Genomic DNA, 22,326 nt, shown 5'->3' with positions numbered 1-22,326 from the left:
GTCATGACGAAGACGCTTTTATTTGCTGCCTGTCTTGCCTCGCTGGGTCTCGGTTTCGCCGGTCCAGCCTCGGCCGGGACGGTCAGTTTCTCTTCAGCTTCGCTCCCTAGTCATGCGGTTCTTGAACGTGTCGTGCTTGTCGCGCGGCATGGCATTCGAAGCCCGACGCATGGGCCTGAGGCCCTTGAGAAGGAAACAGGTGTTGCTTGGCCTGCCTGGCCTGTTGCACCGGGGCAGCTGACCGAACATGGCCGGGTAACGCTTGGGCGTCTGATGCAGGATGTCGCCCTTCATTACGATCTGGCCTGCGCCAGGCATCAGGGCCCGTGCCTGAGCAAGGCAGCGCCCGTGATATGGGCAGATTCCGCCGATGATCGCACGCGTCAGAGCGGGCAGATCATGGCTGAAACTCTCGTTCCGGCGCAGCATCTCATGGCACGGTCTCTGTCTCCGGCCATGCATGATCCGCTGTTTGACGCGGTCACGCCAGAATTCATCTCCAGAAACCGGGCAATCCTTGCTGCCGAAGCCGCGTCTTTTCAGCGTGATGACGTTAAAGCACGCCCTCAATTTGTCGATCAGGGCCTGAGGGTTCTTCAGGACTTGATTGCCCCCGAGGGATGCAGCGGCGGAACCTCACCGTGTTTTTCGACACCTTTGACGATTGGCGAGAAAAAGGGCAGGGCGGTTCTGGAAGGTGGCCCGACACTGGCAGCGTCTGTGGCTGAGAATATCCTGCTCGTTTATGTGCAGGGCCGAGAAAATGCGGGCCCGCGCTGGGCACAGGCTCTTGCACCGGAGCTTCTGAGACGTGCCCTGCCAGTGCATGACTATCTTTCCGATCTGACGCGCCGACGGGGCACGCTGGTGAAGGAAAAATCGCGGCTCATGGCTGACGTAATCGACCGGTTTCTGAGCGGAGATAGCGTGACGCTTTCCGATGGGTCGATCGTGCCGCGGGAAACGCGGTTTCTGGCCTTTGCCGGGCATGACACCACGCTCGATGCACTGGCTGCGCGTTATGGGCTCGGCTGGTCCTTTGCCGATCAGCCGGATCGCACCGCACCGGATACGACCCTTGCCTTCGAGCGCTGGCGCGATCACGCTGGCCATGCGCTATATCGGGTCGTCATATTTCACCAGTCGCTGGCTGCCTTGCGCAATGGCGGCGGCCTTGATGAGGCCCATGGAGGCGCCATGATGGTGTCGGTAAAGCCTGCGCCTATGCCTGTGGAGTAAAAGAGAACGTCTCAGGTACAACTCTCCACTTGGCGGAGTCGCTGAAATTCGCATAGATCGCAGATTATGACGACAGCGCTTCTCTCCCTTCCGCTCTGGATGCAGTTTCTGGCAGGTTTTATCCTGCTGGGGCTGGGGCTTATGTTCATCCTCATGCCGTTTTCCATCTTTGGCGTGAAACCAAGGCTGGAAGAGGTCGAGTTGCAGCTCAACGAGGTACGCGCCGAATTGCGAATCATCGCGATGCGTCTCGCGCAGGGTGGCAGCGAGACGGGGCCGTCGGGCGAGCCTGTCTATGCCCCGCCCCGAAGAAGCTCTGCCCCCATCGAGCCGGCAGCGCCTGTCGTGACGCCGGTTTCCCGCGCGCCGGAGCCGTCACGCATGGCTGAACCCATGCCCTGGTCCTCTGAGGCAAGCCGTCAGGCGGCCCAGCGAACGATGCATGACAGCGTTCCGACGCCACGCCCTGAACCCGTCGCAAAAGAGGTCCCTTCCGTGCGTGAGGCACCGCGCGATGGCGGGTTTGAGGAGCGCCGGGAGCGTCCGGCGCCCTTGCCCGAGGCCCGTGACGATTACAGCTATGCGGAGTCCGGGGCTCAGGAGAGCGTGCACCGCATTCTGAGGCCGACCCATTTCGATCCGCCGCCACAGCGCGAGGCACCTCGCCCCCCAAGGCCGCCAGTGGCGCAGGATCAGGGAAATACCGGCCCATCGCGAAATGAGGTGCAGGATCAGGACGATGCCTGGCGCCTGAGGGTGCAGCGGCAGGAAATGGCCCCGCGCAGTGCCGCCGCAGAGGCAGAGCGTCTCAGGCAGGCAGAAGAGGCTGGCGCGCGTCGCGTGCGCTCGGAGCCGACCCTGAGATGGCCGCCGCGCCCCTGAAGGCAGCCGTCTCCGCGGGTGCCATCCTTCAGGATAACGGCGCGGCAGGTCACCTTAACGTGCGGAATTGAAACCATTTTTTAAATCGGGCTGGCGATAGCCGGAAAATTCCCGTCCAGTCTGGGCCTCGTACCATCGGCTGGTCACGAGAGATTGCGCGGCAGAAACAAGCTGGGACGCGGTCCCTCTCCCCTGGATTTGTGTCATAGTATATCGACACCCATCCCAGTGGTGAGGTGAAGGAGTCACAACAACATGACCCGCAAATTGGACCAGCAAACCTGCCTTAAAGAGGTGCATGAAGCCGACCACGTGCGACCGAGACGATCATTGCTCGTCGGTGGCGCGGCCCTCATGACAGCGGGCACCATCAGAAGTGCCGTCGCGGCAGTCGGTCAGAAAAAACCTGCCATAGGCCCTCTGGGGCCACTCCCCGAACCACCACCGGCTTTCACCGCGGGTCCCATCAAGCAGGGGCGCGGCTCGCAGCTTGCCGGGCGCGTTGCTGTGGTGACTGGCGCGGCTCGTGGCATCGGGCGCGCCATTGCCGTCGAATATGCGGCCAATGGTGCTGACGTGGTGGCTCTCGATATTGCTGGCCCGGTCAGTCCTGTAGCCGATGCGGTGCCCGCCAGTGGTGACGAGCTTGAGGAGACCGTGCGTCAGATCAGGGCATTCGGTCGCAATGCCATGGCGATCAAGGCCGATATCCGGCAGATCGCGGCACTGCGTGCGGCAGCGGAACAGGTTATCGCACATTTTGGCAGGATCGATATTCTGGTCGCCAATGCGGCCATCCAGGGCTGGAAGCCGCTTCTGGAAATGGACGATGCCGACTGGGACGACCAGATCGAGAATAATCTCAATGGCACGTCGCGTACGTTGCGCGCCTTCGTACCGCATATGATCGACCGCCATGGGGGCAGGGTACTGATCGTCTCTTCCATGCAGGGGCGGCACGGAACCAGGAACGGTGCCAGCTATTCGGCCTCGAAATGGGGGCTGATCGGTCTCATGAAGTCTGCGGCGATGGAATTCGCGCCATATGGCATGACGGTGAACGCCATTATCCCCGGGCTTGTCGGCACGGCACTCACGCTTAATCCGCAGCGTCTCGCCGCCGTCGAGCAGCAGGCCCATCACAAGGTCAAGGGCGACGTAACAGCGGCCCAGGCCTGGCGTGACCGTGCCAGAAGTGAGGTTCAGCCTGTCGGCTGGCTGCGTCCCGAGGATATCTCGCCAATCGCCGTTTTTCTGGCATCGGACGCATCTGCCCTGACGACGGGAGCCGAGTTCGAGGTGAATGGCGGCGACAGCGCGCTCATGACCTGAGGGCAGGGAGCGTTTGCGCTCCCTTTGCCTTCTTTTCTAAGGCTGTCTGATCTCTCGCGTAGGAGATTTCAGCGGATCAGAACCAGATCGTCGCGATGGATCAGTTCATCGCGGCCGCTATGGCCGAGGCAGCGCGTGATATCCTCGGAGCGATGCCCCGCGATCTTGCGGGAATCTTCGGCATCATAGGCCGTCAGCCCACGCCCGATCTCATGGCCTTCCTCGTCGAGGATGACCACCAGTTCGCCTTGAGCGAAGACGCCTTCGATGGCCTTGACGCCTGCAGGCAGCAGCGAACTGCCATTGAGCAGGGCGCGCGCGGCACCCTGATCGACCGTGACACGCCCCTTGGTCTGCAAAGCGCTGGCAAGCCAGCGTTTGCGGGCGGAGCCAGCATCTTCAGACGCAAGAAACCAGGTGCAGCGGCCGTCATCCAGAAGGGTGCTGATAGGATGGGGCGAAAGGCCCGAGGCGATGGCCATGCGGGCGCCTGCCCGGGTTGCGATCTGGGCCGCCAGCAATTTGGTATGCATGCCGCCGGAGGAGTAGCCCGGTGGCGGCGCACCGCCCATGGCCATGATCGTTTCCGTCAGCGCGTCGACGACCGGCAGATGTTCGGCTGTCGGGTCGAGGCGCGGGTCGGCTGTATAGAGACCGTCGATATCCGAAAGCAGAACCAGCGTATCAGCGCCGATCATCTGCGCCACACGTGCCGCCAGACGGTCATTATCGCCGAAGCGTATTTCTGTCGTGGCAATGGCGTCATTTTCGTTGATGACAGGCACGCAGCCGAGATCGAGCAATGTGCGCAACGTCGCACGCGCGTTCAGATGACGTTCACGGTCTTCCGTATCGCCGGGTGTGAGCAGCAATTGCCCTGCCGTAAGATTCTGTAGGGCAAGGGCTGCGCTCCAGGCCTGAGCGAGTTGGATCTGACCGACGCTGGCTGCCGCCTGCTTTTCGTCCAGACGTAGCCTGCGCCCGATGAGACCCAGACGCACCCTGGCAAGGGCGATGGCGCCGGAGGACACCACAACAACGTCGGTTCCCTGAGCGCGCAGCCTCGCAATATCTTCGCAGACTGTGCTCAACCAGTGATGGCGAAGCTCGGCGTTCTTGGCATCGACAAGAAGGGCAGAGCCGATCTTGATGACAACGCAGCGTGCTTCAGCCAGTCGATTGGTCACAGAGAGGTCTCGCGTTCTTCCAGACGGTATTGGGTGACGCGATCCTGCACCAGACGCAGCAGCTCTGCCAGCCCCTCATGCGTTGCTGCCGACAAGGTGAACACTTCAGCGTCAGACGCCTTGGCGAGCGCCTTTTTCTTGGCGGTAATCTGGGTCTTTGTCAGGGCATCGCATTTGTTGAGCACGATGATCTCCGGCTTTTCGGCCAGGGTTTCATCATAGGCGGCAAGCTCGTTTCTGATCATGCGGTAGTTCTTGACCAGCTGGCTCTCGGTGCCATCCAGAAGATGGATGAGCATCGCGCAGCGTTCGACATGGCCCAGAAAGCGGTCGCCCAGGCCAGCGCCTTCACTCGCGCCCTCGATAAGGCCCGGAATATCGGCAATGACAAATTCCTCGGTCGCCGAAAGACGCACGACACCGAGCTGGGGATGCAGCGTCGTGAACGGGTAATCGGCAATCTTGGGCTTGGCGCGCGAGCAGACCGAGAGCAGGGTGGATTTGCCTGCATTCGGCAGACCTACGAGCCCGACATCGGCAATCAGTTTCAGGCGCAGCCACACCCAGCGTTCCTCGCCCGGCCAGCCCTTGTCTGCGCGGCGAGGGGCACGATTGGTGCTGGTCTTGAAGTTCGCATTGCCGAATCCGCCATCGCCACCCTTGCAGAGCAGCACTTCCTTGCCGTCCTCGTCGAGATCGGCCAGCATGGTCTCGCGGTCATCGTCGAAAATCTGGGTGCCGATCGGCACATTGATGATGACGGTCTCAGCCTTGGCGCCGGTTCGGTCGGAGCCCGCCCCATTGCCGCCCTTGCGGGCACGAAAATGCTGCGTGTAGCGGAAATCGATCAATGTGTTCAGATTGGGTACGGCGCGGAAAATGATGTCGCCGCCGCGGCCGCCATTACCGCCGTCAGGGCCGCCGAACTCGACATATTTTTCACGACGAAACGCGACGACACCATCCCCGCCATCGCCGGAGCGTACATAGATCTTGGCCTGGTCGAGGAATTTCATCGTCTGTCTCGTCTTCGTCCAAAAATAACGGTCTAAACAAGAAAGGCCGGCCCAAGTGGACCGGCCTCTCCCGTCAACTGGTTGTGGCCAGTCTTTACTCTGCGGCTTCTGCCAGCGTCACGGAAACGTGGACGCGGCCTTCGGCGCGGCGCGTGAACTTCACGGCGCCATCGGCGAGAGCGAACAGGGTGTGGTCACGACCAACGCCAACGTTCGAACCGGCCATCATCTTCGTGCCGCGCTGGCGAACGATGATGTTGCCAGCGATGACGGCTTCGCCACCGAACTTCTTGACGCCGAGACGGCGACCAGCACTGTCGCGTCCGTTACGGCTCGAACCGCCTGCCTTTTTTTGTGCCATGGAGGTCTCTCCTTCTCTCTAGCGTCAGTTACGCTGCGTTGATCGCGTCGATGCGCAGGACGGTCACGTGCTGACGATGACCGTTCTTGCGACGGCTGTTCTGCCGGCGGCGCTTCTTGAAGATGATGACCGTGTCCAGGCGGTCCTGGGCGATCACGGTTGCCGTGACGGTGGCGCCAGGGACCAGCGGAGCGCCGATCTTGATGCCGGCGTCAGAGCCAACGGCCAGAACGTCGGAGAAGGTGATGGTCGTGCCGGCTTCGGCTTCGAGCTTTTCAACCTTCAGCGTGACCTGCGGGGTGACGCGATACTGCTTTCCGCCGGTGCGGATGACTGCGAACATATGTAAACTCTCTCAAGTCCGATCTCTTGGCAATTTTGCCGGGGTTTTCCCCCAGTCGGCATTGCCCAGTCGCTTTTTATTATTGGCCGGCGCGCAAGCACGCCCGCGAGGGGGGCTCACTACAGGAGGCGGCACGGCGACGTCAATCTTTATCGCGCTGCCACGGCAGGAAAATAAGGGGATCGCAAAAAGAATCGTCACGCCCCCTCTTGCGCGTGGCGCGATCTGCCCCTTATAAGCCGCCCACGACCAGGTGATCCTGCTACGGAGAGGTGCCAGAGTGGTCGATTGGGACGGTCTCGAAAACCGTTGTGCCTTCACGGGCACCGTGGGTTCGAATCCCACCCTCTCCGCCAGACCCGTCTAACGGTGTCTTCAGGTCACCGGTCATTTCCCCCCCGCTCAAATCAATTGCTGGTCAGTCGATCAGAACAGACATCGTTATCGGTGGGCGATTTCTGATTTGTGCCTGTCACGGGGCTGAATGCTTTTCACTGCCTGCGAGAAACTCTAGAAGGGCTCATCCGGAAGGCAGTTGATGCCTTTGAACTGATGACAAGTCGGGTGCCGTCATGAAAGCGGTTTTGCTTCATGGACGCATCGCAAGAAAAACAGGACGATCAGACTCGTGAAAAGCGATATTTGCCCGCAATGCGGCTGTGAACACATCTATCAGGATGGCGGGCTCTGGGTCTGTCCCGAATGTGCCCTCGAATGGAGCATTTCGGAAGGTGCCGCCCCCGCTCAGGATGATGCTGTGGTGCGCGATGCCAATGGAAATCCTCTTGAAGACGGTGATACCGTCACCATCATCAAGGATCTGAAGGTCAAGGGATCGTCCTCAGTCATCAAGGGCGGCACCAAGATCAAGGGGGTTCGTCTTACCGATGGCCATGACGGGCATAATCTGTCCTGCAAGATACCGGGCATCGGTGCCATGAACCTCAAGTCGGAATTCGTCCGCAAGGCCTAGGTGCCGCAGGAAAGAGGAGGCAGCATGACGCGTGATCATTTTGGCGCCACCAGGATGGATCGTCGCACCTTGCTCACGGCCTCTTTCGCCGGATCGCTTTCCCTGCTTGGTGGCTGTCACGGGCCATCGCGTTCGCAATCACCCGATCAGATTGCCCTCTGGCCCGATACGCCACCCGGTGGGGGCGGGCCAGGAGGAATCGAGCAATCCACGGCAACAGGGGCGCTCTATAATATACGTGAGCCAAGGCTGGAGATATTCCGGCCGGAGCGCCCCAATGGCAGTGCCGTTCTCGTGGCGGCTGGCGGTGGCTATCAGCGGATCGGCATGCGTCGAGAAGCCTATCCAGCGGCACGATGGCTGACGGCACGGGGCATCACGGCATTCGTGCTTGTCTATCGCCTTCCGGGTGAGGGCTGGGCCGAGGGGCCGCTCGCCCCGCTTCAGGATGCGCGACGCGCTCTGGCACTAATCCGGCATCGCGCGTCTGCCGAAAATCTCGATCTAGACCGGGTTTCGCTGCTGGGGTTTTCGGCTGGTGGCCATCTTATGGGGATGACCGCCACGCATTGGGCCGGGGCAGGGCCGTTCTCCGCCGGGCCGGTCGGGGGCAGGCTGGCTCCTCTCGCCGGTGCCGCCCTGATCTATCCGGTCATCACGCTGGAAAAGCCGTACGACCACACGGCGACGCATCGCGACCTTGTCGGCACGAATTCTGACCCCGCTTTGGCGCGGTTGTGGTCCGTGCAAAGCCATGTGACATCAGGCTATCCGCCGGTCTTTCTGGCCCAGGCGGATAATGATCGCATCGCCAGCCCCTATAATGCGGCGCTCATGGCGCGCACCTGTGAGGCGATTGGCACCGAGGTCGATTATCACCGCCTGCCCACGGGCGGGCATGGCTTCGGCATGGGAGAGCCCGATCATGTCACATCCGAATGGCCCAACTGGTATCACGCCTGGCTGACCGAGCGCGGCATGGCCTGAGAGGGCCATTTTTCAGCGCGAGGGCGGACTGTGGCGTCGGCCCATCACGTAGGTTGCCTCGATGGCCCGATCGTCACCCAGCATCGACAAGGCGAAAAGCAGATCCGGCACGGTTTCGGCCCGCTCGGCCCGTTGCGCCATGAGAGGGGTAGCCATGGGATTCAGCACGCAGATATCGGCCTCGGCCCCCGGTTCGATCTGGCCGATCTGGGGGGCAAGGCCGAGCGCCTGAGCCGCCCCGGCTGTGGCCAGCCAGTAGGATTGCACAGGGTGCAGGCTCGTGCCGTGTGATTGGGCCGCTGTATAGGCATCGTTCATCACGCGCAGCATCGAAAGACTGTTGCCGCCACCTATATCGGTGCCAAGGGCGACCGCGACGCGGCGGTCCGGGCGCAAGGCATCGAAAAGGCGGAACGCCCCGCTGCCCAGAAAGGCGTTCGATGTCGGACAATGGGCGAGGGTACAGCCCGCATGAGAGCAGCGTGTGAGATCCTGCTCTGTGACATGCACGGCATGGCCGAAGATGCTGCGGGGCCGCACAAGCCCGGCACGATCATAGACATCGAGATAACCGGAGCGATGCGGAAACAGCGCTTCGACCCAGCGTGCTTCCTGCACGGTTTCGAGCAGATGGGTCTGCATGAACAGGCCCGGTGCCGTATCGAGCAACGCACCGGCAAGGTTCAGCTGCTCTTCCGTGCTTGTTGGCGCAAAGCGTGGTGTGACGGCGTAAAGCTGCCGACCCGTGCCATGCCAGGTGTCGATAAGGCGTCGCGACTCGTCATAGCCGCTTTGTGCCGTATCGCGCAGATAATCGGGCGCATTGCGATCCATCAGCACCTTGCCCGCAATCATGCGGGTGTTGCGCTTTTGCGAGGCCGTGAAAAATGCCTCCACTGATTCAGGGTGAACCGTACAATAGACCGCCGCTGTCGTGGTGCCATGATCGAGCAGGCTGTCGAGAAAGCTCTCGGCAATCTGACCGGCATAGACGCGATCGGCAAAGCGGCGTTCTTCCGGAAAAACATAGCGTTCGAGCCATGAAAGAAGCTGCTCGCCATAGGAGGCAATGACGCCGAATTGCGGGTAATGCACATGGGCGTCGATGAAGCCGGGCCCGATCAGACATCCACGATGATCTGTAACCGGCATGCCCGGCGGCAAGTCGCGAGCGAGATCGGCGTAGTTGCCAATGGCGGTGATACGACCGGACTCGATGACCACGAGGCCGTCAGTGTCAGTCAGCAGGGCATCCTGTGGGGGCATGTCGAACGGGTTGCCGGCAAAGCGCAGGGTCGTGCCGCGCAAGGCGAGGCTTGGTAGTTCGGGCGTCATCGCGACTCCTCCAGAATGTAGCGGCTCGTGAAGCTCTGGGTCTCGTCGAGAAACGCCGCATTGGCCACCAGCTCATCCCTGATGACCACGAGATAGGAAATGCCCCTGATCAGTTCGAGCCGTGTCACCAGATCGCGCTCGGTGCGATCAAGCGCGCGCAGGCGGCGTACAGCGGCAGCGGCAACGCGTGCGGGCCGGTCATGGCGGTCGCGCGTGTATTCCATCCGGTCGAGAAGCAACTCGATGGCACGTCGTGCAGTAACAGGCAGATGCTCGCGATCAAGAAGGGTACGCAATCTGATCGCATTGAGACCGATCGTCATGACCGCAAGCGTCCCTTGCAGATAGCTCTCGACAATCGGCAGAGGCGAGGGGCCGGCATGGCGGATAAGCCGGGCAAAGCGATCGATGTTGCGGCCGATCCAGAGGCGGGTTTCGGGTGCCTTGCGCAAATGGCAGAGCGCGCGCAATTCGCCCAGCATCTGCTTGCGCAGGCGTAGACGCTCCGATTGCGGGTTGAAAGGCAGGAATGTGTGAAAGACCAAAACGGCGGCGCAGGCTGCCATGACGGTTGAGGTTGCTCCGTTGAAGAAGGCAATTTCATCAAGCCGGTGGTGGTTCTGCACATTCACCATACTTGGCATCAGAAGCCCGTAAGCTGCCGCAGCTCCAGCTGTCGGCACATTGACCCGGGCAAGACCGCCGATGAACATCGCAGGCCCGAAGGCCATGATGAACATTTCGTACGTGTCGAATTTCGGCACGAAAATGAAGGTGAGAATCCCTCCCGCAATAACCGACCAGATCGTTCCCTTGAGAAAGGTGGTGGTGCCAAGAACCGGATTTTCCTGAGTGGCAAACAAGCCGCAGATCAGGGAGGTCATTGAAATGAAGGCGGTGCCATTCGGCCAGGCAGTGACCTCCCAGACCAGCGCCGTGAACAGGATGGCTGCCATCACGCGCAGGCCGTTATTGATTGCGTTGCGCGGATCGTGATGGGATTGCAGGCGGAACTGGAAGCGATCGCCACGAATGAGATGCGTGCTGGCATCATATTCGATGATGGCGATCTCGAGATCGTTCAGCAGCTCGCCCAGTGCAACATGCAGCACGCGTTCATCGACCGGGGCGAGCAGAACGGGTTCTTCCTGATCCGATCGTATGAAAGGGGCTGCGTGAACGCGGCAATCTTCAATAAGGATATGCAGATCGGCGAGGATGGATTGTACAGGCTCCTGCGCTTTCAGCCGCGCCTCAAGCCCACGCAGAAAGATCTGGGCGTCATGCGACGTTTCTCGAAAACTGCCATGGCTGTGCGAGAGCGCTGCCAGACGGGCGGCCATGCCGAAGCCTCGTGAGAGCAGGATGGAAACGGCAGCAAGGGCAGCGCGGGCATGGTCGCCCTCATGCCCATGCGGCCCCATCTCGATTTCTGCAAACTCGATTTCGCTGTTGAGACGCAGGATAGTGGCGAAAAGCTCGCGCGCCTTGCGCTGGGTCGTCGCCGCATCAGAGAGAATATCGGCGATCGAGAGTGACACCAGAGACAGGGCTGATTGCAGCTTGGTACGCACGGCCTGCCGTGCCTGACGCTCCTGACTGGTGGCGAAGATGAGGCCCATCGCCGCCTCGCAGATCACGCCGAGCGCAATATAGGTGGAGCGCGAGACCGCGATCATGAAGACGTTTTCAGGGTCGTAGACCGCGCCCATTGCGATGATGGCGCAGGTATAGCCCGACAAGACGAGGGCATAAGCGCGAAAATTGCTGACAAAGGTCGCAATGCCCGCACAAAGCCCCATCCAGAGCGCCAGTGTCAGAAAGAACAGGAGCGGTTGCTGGGGGAACACTGTGAAAAGACCGACTGCCGCAATGGCACCGATAACGGTTCCAACGATACGCCATCTGGCCTTTGAGAGACTTTCGCCACGCGTGCCCTGTGCGACGGCCCAGACGGTCATTGTTGCCCAGATCGGGCTGTCGAGCTCCATCCACATGGCAATGCCCAAAGCCAGGAGGGCGGCGATGGTATTGCGCAAGGCAAACTCGACCGCCTGCGAGGAGGGAGCAAAAAGCCACGCCCATCGATTGCGGCGCAGCGACAGGGAGACGCTTCCGAAGGAATTGGGGTTCAGGGAAAAACGGGAAAAGAAGCGCAAGACTGGCAAGACCGGGATTCACACGGTTGAAAAAGGCCGATGCGGCACAGAAGTGTCCATGATGACAGTCTGCGGGAATGAAGAAAAGCGCGGGGCGGCCCCCACGATCTAAACATTCATTAATTCGATTCGGGTATAGCCGCAGAATAGCGCGAGCCCTGACATCCGCCTCGCAAAGAATGCGCAGCGCTCTAGTCACACCTCCGGTTTCGCTCTTGAGAATGGGCGCGCATGGCAGAAAAGTTTGTTAACGACCGTTATTCTGCGCGTGTGAAACTCGGGCTTTGTGCCTCTGGGCTATGGAACGCGAGGCGCGCCTCGATGTTAGACACGAGGCCTTACTTCATTACCGACCTGTTGCGTCAGTATCAATTTGATGCAGTGCAGTCGAGCGGTGACTCCTGAAGGTATGGCAAAGGAAGCTTCTATTGTGGGTGGGCCATTGTCACGAACCGACGTCAGTCAACCGACTCGTTTTCAAGAAAACGGGGAAAGAGGGGGAGTTCCGGCTGTTGCCATATCTCGCCTCATAGAAAACGGCGACTCAGAATGACGAGAAGGCGGGTATGGTGAGCCAATGGGGAAAGAATAGAATGCGTTAATTATTCAGTAATTGACCTAATTTTTGACACATTCCTTTGTGGATAAAAAAATAATCCCGTTTATCCTTGATTTATCAAAAAGTTTACAAACGTGTTCTATTGTATTTTGACGTGCATTGACGGAATGGTCAGAAAAAATCGTTTTGGTCTGTTGCGAATAGGGTTTATTTTCTTGATAAAGCAGAGGGAACATTGTGAATTCTAGGGGTCTTTAACAGGAAACTCCGAAAAGAATAAAAACCAAAGAAGAAATCGTTAAACCTATTTACCTCACAAAGGTGATGGTATAAAAGATCCAGTTAAAAGAGTTAAACTTTAACAAAGAGAAAATAAATGTCAGAGTCTGAAAACAACGTCGCCCTGCTTGAGCTGACCGCTCAGATTGTTTCATCTCATGTTGCAAATAATCCCATGGCTGGCGAAGAGCTCCCGGGGATGATCAAGCAAGTATACAACGCGCTGCAGGGTGCTGGTCAGGCAGATCCCGAGCCGGAGCGTCCGCAGCCTGCCGTGCCGATCAAGCGCTCGGTTTTCCCGGATTACATCGTCTGCCTTGAAGACGGTAAGAAGCTGAAGATGCTCAAGCGTCACCTGCAGAGCGCCTATGGCATGACGCCTGAGCAGTATCGTGAGCGTTGGGGCCTGCCGAGCGACTACCCGCTGGTGGCACCGAACTACGCCGAGCGTCGTTCGCATCTGGCTCGTGAAATCGGCCTTGGTCGCAAGATCAATGCTGGTGGCGATGCCGCTGCCCGCGCTTCGGCTGCTGAAGGCACCGAGGGTGAAGAGCGTCCGGCTCGTCGTGGACGCGCCAAAAAGGCCTGATTCCACTTTTACCCAGTAGACTCGACCTCAAAGGCAACTCATCCTGTGATGAGTTGCCTTTTTTATTGCCGCACGAGGAAACGGGTCATGACGAACGAGACGATACCGGGTGATGACGCCAGTAACGTGAACCAATACCAGCGTCGTCGTCTCGTGCTCTGGCGAGGGGTGGCCCTCGCTGCGCTCGTTGTTGCGGGTGCGGCACTCTTCCTGCCCGCGCGCCATCATGCGCCTGCCAATGCGATTGCGCGTTTCGAGATCAAGGGAGTCATTTCCGATCAGGTTCGTCCTCAGGTCGAGGCGATCGAGCGCGCTGAGCGCGATCCGCATATCCGAGGCCTGTTGCTTGTGATCGATAGTCCCGGCGGCGGCGTTACAGGGGGTGTCGCCTTGCATGATGCTGTGGCGTCCTTTGCGGCGCACAAGCCTGTTGCGGTCTCCATGCAGGGCACGGCTGCCTCTGCGGGCTACATGATTGCGGTTTCGGCCCAGCGCATCTTTGCCTACCCCTCGACGATTACAGGATCGATCGGTGTGATCATGATCAGGCCCGACGCCTCGGGCCTGCTTGGTCGAATCGGATTGACGACCGACACAATCGTTTCGGGGGCCATGAAGGATCAGTCGCAGCCCTTCGTGCCGCTCAAGCCGGAAGGGCGGGTCATGCTGCAGGGAATTGTCGACGATCTTTTCGACCAGTTTGTGACCATGGTCTCCAAGGGGCGTCATCGGCCGGTCGAAGATATTCGCGCTCTGGCCGACGGTCGTCCCTATACGGGTCGTCAGGCAGTGCCCCTGCATCTGATCGATCAGCTGGGTGATGAAGACCAGGCGCTGGTGTGGCTGCATGGCCAGATACATGACGGCAAAGACCTGCCCTTGAGGACAATCGAGGCCAAAAAGCCTGCTCATTCGTTTTTCGGTCGTCTGCAGCGTAAACTGGGGGGCGACTGGTTTGGCATCGGCCAGGCCGTCGAGGCCCTGACCGCCTATCAGAAGCTTGACGGTGCGGTAGCGATTTTGCCACGGTAGCCGTGATCACAGTCCCCGGATTGCCCTCAGGGGCCATCCAATCGATTTCGAGAGCGCATAGTTTTCTTCATGACGAAATCAGAACTCATTGCTGAACTCTCAGCGGTGCATCCTCACCTGAATGCTCGCGACATCGAACTGATCGTCCAGACGATCCTGTCGGAGATTTCGTCTGCGCTCTCTCGCGGCGACAGGGTCGAGATACGTGGCTTTGGCGCTTTTGTCGTGAAGAAGCGTGAGGCGCGTCAGGGACGTAATCCACGCACCGGGTCGAGTGTGGCTGTCGGCGAGAAGACGATTCCGTTCTTCAAGGCAGGCAAGGAGCTGCGTGAACGGGTCAATCGTCTCCATACCCGGAAAACTTGACTTCCAAAGGGCGGCCGACCGCTTCTTCAAGCCTTGATGCCGCGCCTGGCAGAGAGGCGCGTGACGAGAGGCGCCGTTAAAGCTTTGCGCTCTGGATTTCGCTCAGCAGGAAATCGCGCAGAACGGTGATGCGCTTCGACATCTTGAGTTCTTCAGGATAGACGAAAAAAGCTTCCACGGTCGGTATCGGCTCGTGGGGCAGGATACGGACCAGTTCGGGATGTGCCTGAGCCAGATAGGTAGGCAGCGAGCCGATGCCGGCGCCATTGGCGATTGCGCTGGCGATTGCCGGAAAGCTGTTGATCTCGAGCTTGTTGCGCACCGATCCGTGGCTCTGACGACGCACAAGATCAAGCAGCCAGAAGGCGTCGGGCAGAGGCGGCGATAGCCCGGCAAAACCAACCAGATGATGCTGGGACAGTTCGGCGATGCTCGTCGGCATGCCGTGCTGATCGATATAGGCCTGACTGGAATAGATCGGCATCAGGAAATTCGCGAGATGACGCTGGATCAGATCGGCCTGACGGGGCGGGTGCATGCGTATGGCCACATCCGCCTCTCTCATGCCCAGATCGAGATCCGTGTCCTCCATGATGAGGCTGACTTCGATATCGGGATGAAGCGCCAGAAAACGCTGAAGCCTCGGCGCGAGCCAGCCCAGCCCAAAGCCTGAGGTGGTCGTGATCTTGAGCTCGCCCTTCGCCTTGACCTTGCTCTCGCTCAGATAGGCCTGGGTAAGGGAGAGTTTCGAGAACACTTCCCTGACCGTGTGGTTCAGCGTTTCGCCCTGCTCGGTCAGGATGAGCCCGCGCGCATGCCGATGAAACAGCGGCACGTTGAGAGTCTCTTCCAGAGCAGAGATCTGGCGTGACACGGCAGACTGGCTGAGATTGAGCCTGTCTCCGGCATGAGTGAAAGACCCAGCTTCAGCGACAGCATGGAAGATACGCAGTTTGTCCCAGTCCATGCCGGCTTTCCTAGAGCTCGTCTCCGACCGCAGGACAGAAAAAGGCCTGACAGGCTTGGTCGCCTGTCAGTGTCCCATGCGGTCATGAATTGTTGATTTCATTGACTTGGCAGCATTCTTTGACGCTGCCAAGTCATTTTATGCAGCAGATCTTACGCAAGAATAACGATCTGGCTCTTACGACAATCCAGCAAGAAGATGCTCGGCTTCAAGTGCGGCCATGCACCCGGTACCGGCCGCAGTAATGGCCTGGCGGAATTTCTTGTCCTGCACGTCACCTGCCGCGAATACGCCGGGAACTGAGGTCCTGGTGCTGCCTGGTGTGGTCACGATATAGCCTTCGGAGTCGCAGTCGAGGGTCTCGCGGAACGGCCCGGTATTGGGGCTATGTCCGATGGCAACGAAAACCCCGTCTACGGCAAGACTTTGTTCGCTGCTGTCCTGCGTATTGCGCAGCCTGACGCCGCTAACGACTTCCGGCTTGCCTTCGCCCAGAATTTCCTCGACTTCATGGTTCCAGAGCACCGTGATCTTGGGATGGGCAAAAAGACGGTCCTGCAGAATGCGCTCGGCGCGCAGCGTGTCGCGGCGATGGATCAGCGTCACATGATCGGCGTGGTGAGTAAGATACAGCGCTTCCTCGACTGCCGTGTTGCCGCCCCCGACCACGGCCACCTTCTTGCCGCGATAGAAGAAGCCGTCACAGGTGGCGCAGGCCGAAACGCCGCCGCTTTGCAGGCGTGCCTCAGAGGGAAGGCCGAGCCATTTGGCCTGGGCGCCGGTTGCAATCACGACAGTGCGGGCCAGATAGATAGCGCCTGAATCGGCGATGAGCGTGAAATAACCGTCTTCGGTCTTCTGGTCGAAATGCGCCTCTGTGATCAGGTCATAATGGATCTGCGTGCCTACATGCTCGGCCTGCAGACGCATCTGCTCGACCAGCCACGGCCCCTGAACCGGCTCGGCAAAGCCGGGGTAATTTTCGACTTCGGTGGTGATGGTCAACTGACCACCGGGCTGAAGCCCTGCCACGAGAATCGGCTTGAGATTGGCGCGGGCGGCATAGATGGCTGCGGTATAGCCCGCCGGCCCGGCGCCGATAACGAGCAGGTCGGTCTTGAAGCTCTGGCTCACAGATGGGGTCCTCGGTCTGGGGCCGGCGAACGCTGCGCCGAGCCAATGTGAAGAGACATGTATCAAGAGACATGGCTCTTGGGTCATGATGCAGATATAGGTGATGCGGCGCGCCTGCCAACCGACTAGTTTTGACCGACCCTCACGGTGACGATGACTGACAACGACTCAGAAGACCCCCATTTCCATCCCGGTTCGTCGCGGGGTGATACGCCTGCGGGGGGAATCGCTCCGGGGCCTTCCGCCTCCGGGATTGTCGATCTCGACCCGATCGATCGTCAGATCGTGGCGGAGCTCCAACGTGATGGTCGCATGACCAATGTGGAACTGGCGCGTCGTACCGGCATCTCGGCCCCACCTTGCCTGCGACGCGTAAGACGGCTGGAAGAGGTGGGCGTCATCGAGGGCTATCATGCCGATGTGGATGCGTCGAAGCTCGGCTGGTCTCTCACCTTTTTTGCGCTGATCGGGCTCGCGAGCCAGAAAGGTAGCGTACTTGAGGCTTTCGAGGCCGAGATTGCCGGCTGGGCTGAGGTGCGGGAGTGCCACATGATCCGTGGCGGTGGCGATTTTCTCGTGAGGCTCGTGGCCCGTGATGCGGCCCATCAGAACTATCTGACCAAGAGACTGACAGATCTCGATCATGTGGTGCGTGTGCAGACCCTGCAGACAATCCGCACCAGCCTCAGCAGAGCCGGTGTGCCGGTATGATCGAGCCGCTTCCTGCGGATCTGACACTCGTCATTCCCTGTTATAATGAGGCCCCCAATGTTGTGCCGCTTATCGAGGGCGTGAAACGCGCTCTTGAAGGCATGAAATGGGAAATCGTTTTCGTTGACGATAATTCTCCCGACGGCACGGCACGCGCGGTGGAGCAGGCCGCGCAGACGGATCCGCGCGTACGGCTCATCCGCCGGGTCGGGCGTCGTGGTCTCTCTTCTGCCGTGATCGAGGGGGCGTTGTCGTCCACCGCGCCGGTCATTGCCGTCATGGATGGCGATCTCCAGCATGATGAGGGCATCTTGCGTGACCTCGTGACGCCGCTGCTCGAAAACCGCGCTGATATCGCGGTTGCGAGCCGCCATGCAGAAGGGGGCGATAGCAGCGGTCTGGCCAATCGCTGGCGGCATATGCTGTCGCAGGCGGGCATCAGGCTGGCGCAAAGCATCTTGCCGATGACGCTGACCGACCCGATGAGCGGTTTTTTTGCGATGAGGCGGCCGCTCTTCGAGCGGGCTGTGCCGAAGCTCACAGGGACCGGGTTCAAGATCCTGCTGGAAATCGTGCTTTCCGTGCCCGATACAGCGCGGCTGATCGAGGTGCCGTTCGTTTTTCGTCCGCGCGTCGCCGGTGAGAGCAAGCTCAGCCCTCTGGTCATGGTGCAGTTTCTGGGCATGCTGATCGAGCGTGCTTTTGGCGGCTGGCTGCCCACACGGTTCATCATTTTTGCAACGGTTGGGTTGATCGGGATTGCGGTCAATCTCGTGGTTTCTGAGCTGTCGCGTTTTGGCGGTGCCGATTTTCAGCTCAGCCAGGTGATCGGCACGGCTTGCGCCATACTGGTCAATTTTCAGCTCAATAACCGGATCACCTATCTCGATCGCCCGCTGAGGGGGAAACGCTGGCTGCCCGGTCTGTGCATTTTTGTCATCGGCGCCACGATCGGTGCTGTCGGCAATATCGGCGTGGCGCAGCTTCTTTATGATACACACTGGCACTGGAGCGGCGCGAGCGCGGCCGGTGCCGTAATCGGCGTGGTCTGGAATTATGCGATTGCCTCAACCCTCGTCTGGCGCTGACGGGTTCAGCGTTTTCGGTCTCGATAACAAGCGCGCCGTCACGTTCTTCTGGGTTCTGCTGGTTGGTCTGACATTACTGCGTCTTGCTCTGGCAGCCCGGTTGGGCGTCACGCCCGACGAAGCCTATTACTGGCTTTGGTCACAGCATTTGCAATCCGGCTATCTCGATCATCCACCTATGGTGGCGCTCTGGATCAGGCTGGGCACGATGCTTTTCGGCAATGGGCCGCTTGGCATCCGGTTCCTGGGGCCGGTCTCGGCTCTGCTCGGGTCACTGGCACTCTACCGGGCCGGTCGCGACCTTCTTGGCTCTCCAGCCGCTGGATATCGCGCCGCATTGCTGCTCAATGCGACGCTCATGCTCGGCCTGGGGGCAGCCACAGCCACGCCTGACACGCCTCTCGTGTTTTTTCTTGCCCTTGTGCTCTGGTCGCTCGGGCGCCTGATCAGGACCGGTCAGCCCATCTGGTGGCTTGCCATTGGCGTGTTTCTGGGTCTCGCCTTCGACAGTAAATACACAGCCGTGCTTCCCGGTCTGGGGTGCGGTCTCTGGGCATTGGCAACGCCTTCCATACGTCGCCACTGGGGCTGGATTCTGGGTGGGATCCTGTCCGGATTGTTGACGATTGCTCCGGTTCTGCTCTGGAATGCGGCGCATCACTGGGCGAGTTTCGCCAAGCAGGGCGGCCGGGCAGGGGACTGGCATCCCTTGCGCGCCCTGAATTTTCTGGCTGAGCTGGCCGGAGGGCAGATCGGTCTTGCCACGCCGATCATCTTCATCCTGTTCTGCCTCGGGCTGGTCTGGTGTCTGAGGCGCGCGGGCGATGATAGTGTCGCACGTCTGCTGGCCTGCCTTTGCGTGGTGCCGGTCGCTGTGTTCGTGCAGCATGCCTTTGGCGGACGCGTGCAGGCCAACTGGCCGGTCGTGCTCTATCCCGCAGCCTCTCTTGCTGCTGCTGCAACGGGGCGACGCATTGGTCTGGCTTGCGCTTTGGGGCTGATCCTGACCGGGCTTGTCACGATACAGGGCATCTTTTCTCCGCTCAGGCTCTCTGCGCATCATGATGTCATTGCGCGCCAGACGGCGGACTGGTCCGGTCTGACGCATCGTCTGCGCGAAGCACTTCCTGACGACGTATCGCTTGTGGCCGGCGACTACGCATTGGCGACCATCATCGCCTATCATGATCCGGCTCATGCCCTGTTCAGCTATGACAAGCGCTGGGCGTATCTTGGTCGCGCGCTTCAGCATCCTGAGCGCGCCATGCTCGTTCTGCGCGATACCGAGCAGCCCGACCTCCCGGCGTCCTGGCTGGGGGCACAGGACCAGCGTCGCTTCTGCCGCATGCTGCGTAATGCGCCCATGGTCTGCTACAAGCTGATTCCGCTGACACTTCCTGCCGATATGCAGATGTACAGACTGCCCTGACGTGATCGGAAACAGGTGCAGAACGCCTGTTTCCCTCATCGAATGGCTGCTCTAGGCTCTTCGGGATTTCCACGAGGAGAGAGTCATGAGGCGCATTCTGTTGGCGATGACATCGCTTGTCTGCACATCCCTGATCGGATTGGTGCCGCTTCAGGCCAAGGCCGACCCTGCTGCAGTGCCATCGCGCACCGTGCTGGAACAGGTCGAGGGAAAAGAGGCTCTGGACTGGGTGCGCGCCCAGAACAGCCGCAGCGCTTCCGTTCTGCAGTCTGATCCGCGTTATCAACGTTTTTACGATGCGGTGCTCAAGGTCGAGCAGGCGCCGGGGCGTCTGCCTCTGCCTGATCTGCAGGGCGGGCAGATCTGGAATTTCTGGCAGGACGCCGCCCATCCCAAGGGAGTGTGGCGTGTTGCCAGCGAGGCCTCCTACGCGCAGCCTTCACCTGTCTGGAAAACGGCAATCGATCTCGATGCCCTCTCGAGGCAGGAGAAAAAGGACTGGGTTTTCCAGGGTGCCGATTGCCTCGAGCCTGAGGCCAGGCGTTGCCTGATAGCCTTGTCCCTCTCGGGCGAAGACGCGGCGGTCTATCGAGAATTCGACACGACGACCAACAGCTTTGTTGCAGACGGGTTTGATCTGCCTCGCTCGAAGCAGCGTGTGACCTGGCTTGATCGCGATACGCTTCTTGTATCGCGTGACTGGGGCGCAGGAAGCATGACGCGCTCGGGTTACCCCTTCAGCGTGCGCCTTGTGAAGCGAGGCCAGCCCCTGGAAGCCGCGAAGGAAATCTATCGTGGTGATGAGGGTGACATGATTGTCGAACCTCAGGTGATGCATGACCAGACCGGTCGTCAGATCGCCATCATCCAGCGCAACCTCGATTTCTTCAGAAGCGAATACCGTGTCTATGATCCTGCGACGGGCAGCCTGACCCAGATCGCCCTGCCGCAGAAAATCGGCTATCTCGGCTTTTACGATGGCAAGCTGATCCTGCGTCTCGATCAGGACTGGGTCTCGGGCGCGCATTTCGCGCGGGGCAGCATCGTGGCAGTCGATCCAGCTGCGCCCGGCAAGGCGCCTGTCCTTGTCTTCGCCCCTGACAAAAGCGAGACGACAGCCGATATCGGCGTTACGTCAAAGGGGGTGATCGCTGTCGTTTACAGGGATGTGCAACCTTCGGTTAGGCTCTACAGCCCGACGGGAAAAAACGGCAGCTGGCAGGAGAAATATTTCATCCTCCCGCGCATGAGTTCGGCGACGCTGCAATCCTCGTCGCCCTCGGTCAGCCACGCCTATCTGCGCGTCGAAGGCTATATCATTCCGCCAGAGCTCTGGAGCTTCGACTCTGCCGATGGCTCGTCCAGAAAGATCAAGACGACTCCCGCCCTGTTCGACGCCAAGGGGCTGAAAACCGAGCAGTTCTGGGTGAAATCGAGCGATGGGGTCGAGATCCCGTATTTCGTAACCCATCGTCGCGACTGGAAGATGGATGACCACAACCCGGTGCTGTTCACAGCCTATGGCGGGTTCGATCTCTCTTACCTGCCAACCTATTACGCCGATATCGGCAAGACCTGGCTTGAGCATGGTGGCGTTTACGTTGTCGGCAATATCCGTGGCGGTGGGGAGTTTGGCCCTGCCTGGCACGAGGCGGCCATGAAGTCAGGGCGTCAGCACGCCTATGATGATTTTGCTGCAATCGGGCGCGATCTCGCCACCCGTCATATCGCAGACAAAGACCATCTGGGCATTCGCGGCCGCTCCAATGGCGGTCTGCTGATGGGGGTGGAATTCACCCAGCATCCTGAACTGTGGAAAGCCGTGATTATCGGTGTTCCGCTGCTCGACATGGAGAATTTCGAGACCATGGCCGCAGGGGCCTCCTGGGCGGCGGAATACGGGCATATGGCCGATCCGGCTGAAAGCCCCTTCCTGAAGCGTATCTCGCCCCTGCAACAGCTGAAGAAGGACGTCGCCTATCCGGTGCCCTTCATCTTTACCTCGACCAAGGATGATCGCGTCGGACCGGTTCATGCGCGGCTCTTTGCCGCGCGTCTCGCCGAGCTGGGCAAGCCCTTCTTCTATTATGAGGATACCGAGGGCGGCCATGCCGGGACGGTCAATGCACGGGAGATTGCCCATGAGCGCGCTCTTGAGGCGGTCTATCTCTTCCGGAGCCTGATCGATCAGGATGCCGCATCCAAACACTGAAGCAGGGATTGGCCTGATAACAGGAAACGGGGCAGGGAGCTGCAGGCTCACTGCCCCGTTCGGTCTATGGATCTTGCAGACGTTTATGACCGAGAGATGAAGGGAATCATCCGGGCACAAAAAAACCGCCGTGAAAACGGCGGTTG

General features: G+C 59.9%; 20 protein-coding genes and 1 tRNA gene. 13 read left to right on the top strand and 8 right to left on the bottom strand.

The genetic code is table 11. The features are described from left to right. The first annotated feature begins 3 nt into the window (after nt 1-3). From AAID99_RS06440 to AAID99_RS06430, 3 genes are all read left to right on the top strand, one after another. Nucleotides 4-1,239: a histidine-type phosphatase gene (locus AAID99_RS06440; RefSeq protein ID WP_498493454.1), complete on the top strand. Its 1,236-nt coding sequence runs from the start codon at nt 4-6 to the stop codon at nt 1,237-1,239. Nucleotides 1,240-1,305: 66 nt separating this feature from the next. After that, nucleotides 1,306-2,121 (top strand): hypothetical protein, encoded by an 816-nt coding sequence (locus tag AAID99_RS06435; RefSeq protein ID WP_498493453.1) that lies wholly within the window; start codon nt 1,306-1,308, stop codon nt 2,119-2,121. A gap of 255 nt (nt 2,122-2,376) precedes the next feature. After that, the gene (locus tag AAID99_RS06430) at nt 2,377-3,453 is read left to right on the top strand and encodes an SDR family NAD(P)-dependent oxidoreductase (RefSeq protein ID WP_498493452.1); all 1,077 of its coding nucleotides are present in this window, start codon (nt 2,377-2,379) and stop codon (nt 3,451-3,453) included. A 68-nt stretch (nt 3,454-3,521) separates the two neighbouring features. On the opposite strand, the gene proB is transcribed toward AAID99_RS06430, so the two are convergent. The 4 genes from proB to rplU all read right to left on the bottom strand — a co-directional run bounded on the left by proB (nt 3,522) and on the right by rplU (nt 6,360). Then, a complete protein-coding gene (proB, locus tag AAID99_RS06425) occupies nt 3,522-4,640 on the bottom strand; it encodes a glutamate 5-kinase (protein ID WP_498493451.1) in 1,119 nt (372 codons plus the stop codon). Beyond that, a complete protein-coding gene (gene obgE / locus AAID99_RS06420) occupies nt 4,637-5,656 on the bottom strand; it encodes a GTPase ObgE (RefSeq protein ID WP_188427010.1) in 1,020 nt (339 codons plus the stop codon). Before obgE ends, proB begins: the two co-directional genes overlap by 4 nt. A 94-nt stretch (nt 5,657-5,750) precedes the next feature. Beyond that, nucleotides 5,751-6,017 carry a 50S ribosomal protein L27 gene (gene rpmA, locus AAID99_RS06415; RefSeq protein WP_025840841.1) on the bottom strand — a complete coding sequence of 89 codons (267 nt, stop codon included), beginning with the start codon at nt 6,015-6,017 and terminating at the stop codon, nt 5,751-5,753. Between the two features lie 28 nt (nt 6,018-6,045). Beyond that, nucleotides 6,046-6,360 (bottom strand): 50S ribosomal protein L21, encoded by a 315-nt coding sequence (rplU, locus tag AAID99_RS06410; RefSeq protein ID WP_188427008.1) that lies wholly within the window; start codon nt 6,358-6,360, stop codon nt 6,046-6,048. A gap of 266 nt (nt 6,361-6,626) precedes the next feature. On the opposite strand from rplU, the gene AAID99_RS06405 reads away from it, so the two are divergent. The 3 genes from AAID99_RS06405 (at nt 6,627) to AAID99_RS06395 (ending at nt 8,320) form a co-directional block, all read left to right on the top strand. Then, nucleotides 6,627-6,716: transfer RNA gene (locus AAID99_RS06405), tRNA-Ser, on the top strand. Between the two features lie 272 nt (nt 6,717-6,988). Next, nucleotides 6,989-7,333 carry a zinc ribbon domain-containing protein YjdM gene (locus AAID99_RS06400; RefSeq protein WP_188427006.1) on the top strand — a complete coding sequence of 115 codons (345 nt, stop codon included), beginning with the start codon at nt 6,989-6,991 and terminating at the stop codon, nt 7,331-7,333. A gap of 24 nt (nt 7,334-7,357) precedes the next feature. After that, nucleotides 7,358-8,320 carry an alpha/beta hydrolase gene (locus AAID99_RS06395; RefSeq protein WP_229719853.1) on the top strand — a complete coding sequence of 321 codons (963 nt, stop codon included), beginning with the start codon at nt 7,358-7,360 and terminating at the stop codon, nt 8,318-8,320. A 12-nt stretch (nt 8,321-8,332) separates the two neighbouring features. Here AAID99_RS06395 and guaD read toward each other — a convergent pair whose 3' ends face one another. Together guaD and AAID99_RS06385 are read right to left on the bottom strand one after the other, a co-directional pair. Further along, a complete protein-coding gene (guaD, locus tag AAID99_RS06390; protein ID WP_498493450.1) occupies nt 8,333-9,655 on the bottom strand; it encodes a guanine deaminase in 1,323 nt (440 codons plus the stop codon). Continuing rightward, nucleotides 9,652-11,814: an FUSC family protein gene (locus AAID99_RS06385; protein WP_229719852.1), complete on the bottom strand. Its 2,163-nt coding sequence runs from the start codon at nt 11,812-11,814 to the stop codon at nt 9,652-9,654. The genes guaD and AAID99_RS06385 overlap by 4 nt, the downstream gene beginning before the upstream one ends. A gap of 935 nt (nt 11,815-12,749) precedes the next feature. On the opposite strand from AAID99_RS06385, the gene AAID99_RS06380 reads away from it, so the two are divergent. From AAID99_RS06380 to AAID99_RS06370, 3 genes are all read left to right on the top strand, one after another. Further along, nucleotides 12,750-13,241: a Ros/MucR family transcriptional regulator gene (locus AAID99_RS06380; protein ID WP_188427002.1), complete on the top strand. Its 492-nt coding sequence runs from the start codon at nt 12,750-12,752 to the stop codon at nt 13,239-13,241. A gap of 87 nt (nt 13,242-13,328) precedes the next feature. Beyond that, a complete protein-coding gene (gene sppA / locus AAID99_RS06375; protein ID WP_188427000.1) occupies nt 13,329-14,273 on the top strand; it encodes a signal peptide peptidase SppA in 945 nt (314 codons plus the stop codon). 69 nt (nt 14,274-14,342) lie between these two features. Continuing rightward, complete coding sequence (locus tag AAID99_RS06370) at nt 14,343-14,639, top strand: integration host factor subunit beta (protein ID WP_188426998.1); 297 nt, start codon at nt 14,343-14,345, stop codon at nt 14,637-14,639. A 76-nt stretch (nt 14,640-14,715) separates the two neighbouring features. Here the strand turns inward: AAID99_RS06370 and AAID99_RS06365 are convergent, their stop codons facing one another. Both AAID99_RS06365 and trxB read right to left on the bottom strand, forming a co-directional pair. Further along, nucleotides 14,716-15,606 (bottom strand): LysR family transcriptional regulator, encoded by an 891-nt coding sequence (locus AAID99_RS06365; protein WP_188426996.1) that lies wholly within the window; start codon nt 15,604-15,606, stop codon nt 14,716-14,718. Between the two features lie 177 nt (nt 15,607-15,783). Next, entirely contained in the window at nt 15,784-16,740 is a 957-nt protein-coding gene (gene trxB / locus AAID99_RS06360) for a thioredoxin-disulfide reductase (RefSeq protein WP_498493448.1), read from the bottom strand. 153 nt (nt 16,741-16,893) lie between these two features. Here trxB and AAID99_RS06355 point away from each other — a divergent pair, with 153 nt between their 5' ends. The 4 genes from AAID99_RS06355 (at nt 16,894) to AAID99_RS06340 (ending at nt 22,180) form a co-directional block, all read left to right on the top strand. Next, a complete protein-coding gene (locus AAID99_RS06355) occupies nt 16,894-17,451 on the top strand; it encodes an Lrp/AsnC family transcriptional regulator (RefSeq protein WP_498493446.1) in 558 nt (185 codons plus the stop codon). Then, nucleotides 17,448-18,539: a glycosyltransferase family 2 protein gene (locus tag AAID99_RS06350; RefSeq protein WP_188426989.1), complete on the top strand. Its 1,092-nt coding sequence runs from the start codon at nt 17,448-17,450 to the stop codon at nt 18,537-18,539. Before AAID99_RS06355 ends, AAID99_RS06350 begins: the two co-directional genes overlap by 4 nt. Further along, the gene (locus AAID99_RS06345) at nt 18,508-19,968 is read left to right on the top strand and encodes an ArnT family glycosyltransferase (RefSeq protein ID WP_498493445.1); all 1,461 of its coding nucleotides are present in this window, start codon (nt 18,508-18,510) and stop codon (nt 19,966-19,968) included. Before AAID99_RS06350 ends, AAID99_RS06345 begins: the two co-directional genes overlap by 32 nt. Before the next feature lie 85 nt (nt 19,969-20,053). Continuing rightward, nucleotides 20,054-22,180 (top strand): prolyl oligopeptidase family serine peptidase, encoded by a 2,127-nt coding sequence (locus AAID99_RS06340; protein ID WP_498493444.1) that lies wholly within the window; start codon nt 20,054-20,056, stop codon nt 22,178-22,180. Nucleotides 22,181-22,326: the final 146 nt, after the last annotated feature.

It is taken from the genome of Asaia sp. Ae19-3 (genome assembly GCF_059801175.1).
The sequence above is the reverse complement of the archived record's forward strand: the minus strand, read 5'-3'. Positions and strand labels throughout refer to the sequence as shown.

Bases quoted from the DNA above. Each gene is read 5' to 3' on its own strand.
- sppA (WP_188427000.1), top strand. From the start codon at position 13,329: ATGACGAACGAGACGATACCGGGTGATGACGCCAGTAACGTGAACCAA.
- guaD (WP_498493450.1), bottom strand. From the start codon at position 9,655: ATGACGCCCGAACTACCAAGCCTCGCCTTGCGCGGCACGACCCTGCGC.
- AAID99_RS06440 (WP_498493454.1), top strand. From the start codon at position 4: ATGACGAAGACGCTTTTATTTGCTGCCTGTCTTGCCTCGCTGGGTCTC.
- AAID99_RS06395 (WP_229719853.1), top strand. From the start codon at position 7,358: ATGACGCGTGATCATTTTGGCGCCACCAGGATGGATCGTCGCACCTTG.
- AAID99_RS06355 (WP_498493446.1), top strand. From the start codon at position 16,894: ATGACTGACAACGACTCAGAAGACCCCCATTTCCATCCCGGTTCGTCG.
- AAID99_RS06350 (WP_188426989.1), top strand. From the start codon at position 17,448: ATGATCGAGCCGCTTCCTGCGGATCTGACACTCGTCATTCCCTGTTAT.
- AAID99_RS06380 (WP_188427002.1), top strand. From the start codon at position 12,750: ATGTCAGAGTCTGAAAACAACGTCGCCCTGCTTGAGCTGACCGCTCAG.
- AAID99_RS06370 (WP_188426998.1), top strand. From the start codon at position 14,343: ATGACGAAATCAGAACTCATTGCTGAACTCTCAGCGGTGCATCCTCAC.
- AAID99_RS06340 (WP_498493444.1), top strand. From the start codon at position 20,054: ATGAGGCGCATTCTGTTGGCGATGACATCGCTTGTCTGCACATCCCTG.
- AAID99_RS06435 (WP_498493453.1), top strand. From the start codon at position 1,306: ATGACGACAGCGCTTCTCTCCCTTCCGCTCTGGATGCAGTTTCTGGCA.
- rplU (WP_188427008.1), bottom strand. From the start codon at position 6,360: ATGTTCGCAGTCATCCGCACCGGCGGAAAGCAGTATCGCGTCACCCCG.
- AAID99_RS06430 (WP_498493452.1), top strand. From the start codon at position 2,377: ATGACCCGCAAATTGGACCAGCAAACCTGCCTTAAAGAGGTGCATGAA.
- obgE (WP_188427010.1), bottom strand. From the start codon at position 5,656: ATGAAATTCCTCGACCAGGCCAAGATCTATGTACGCTCCGGCGATGGC.
- rpmA (WP_025840841.1), bottom strand. From the start codon at position 6,017: ATGGCACAAAAAAAGGCAGGCGGTTCGAGCCGTAACGGACGCGACAGT.
- AAID99_RS06365 (WP_188426996.1), bottom strand. From the start codon at position 15,606: ATGGACTGGGACAAACTGCGTATCTTCCATGCTGTCGCTGAAGCTGGG.
- AAID99_RS06345 (WP_498493445.1), top strand. From the start codon at position 18,508: ATGCGATTGCCTCAACCCTCGTCTGGCGCTGACGGGTTCAGCGTTTTC.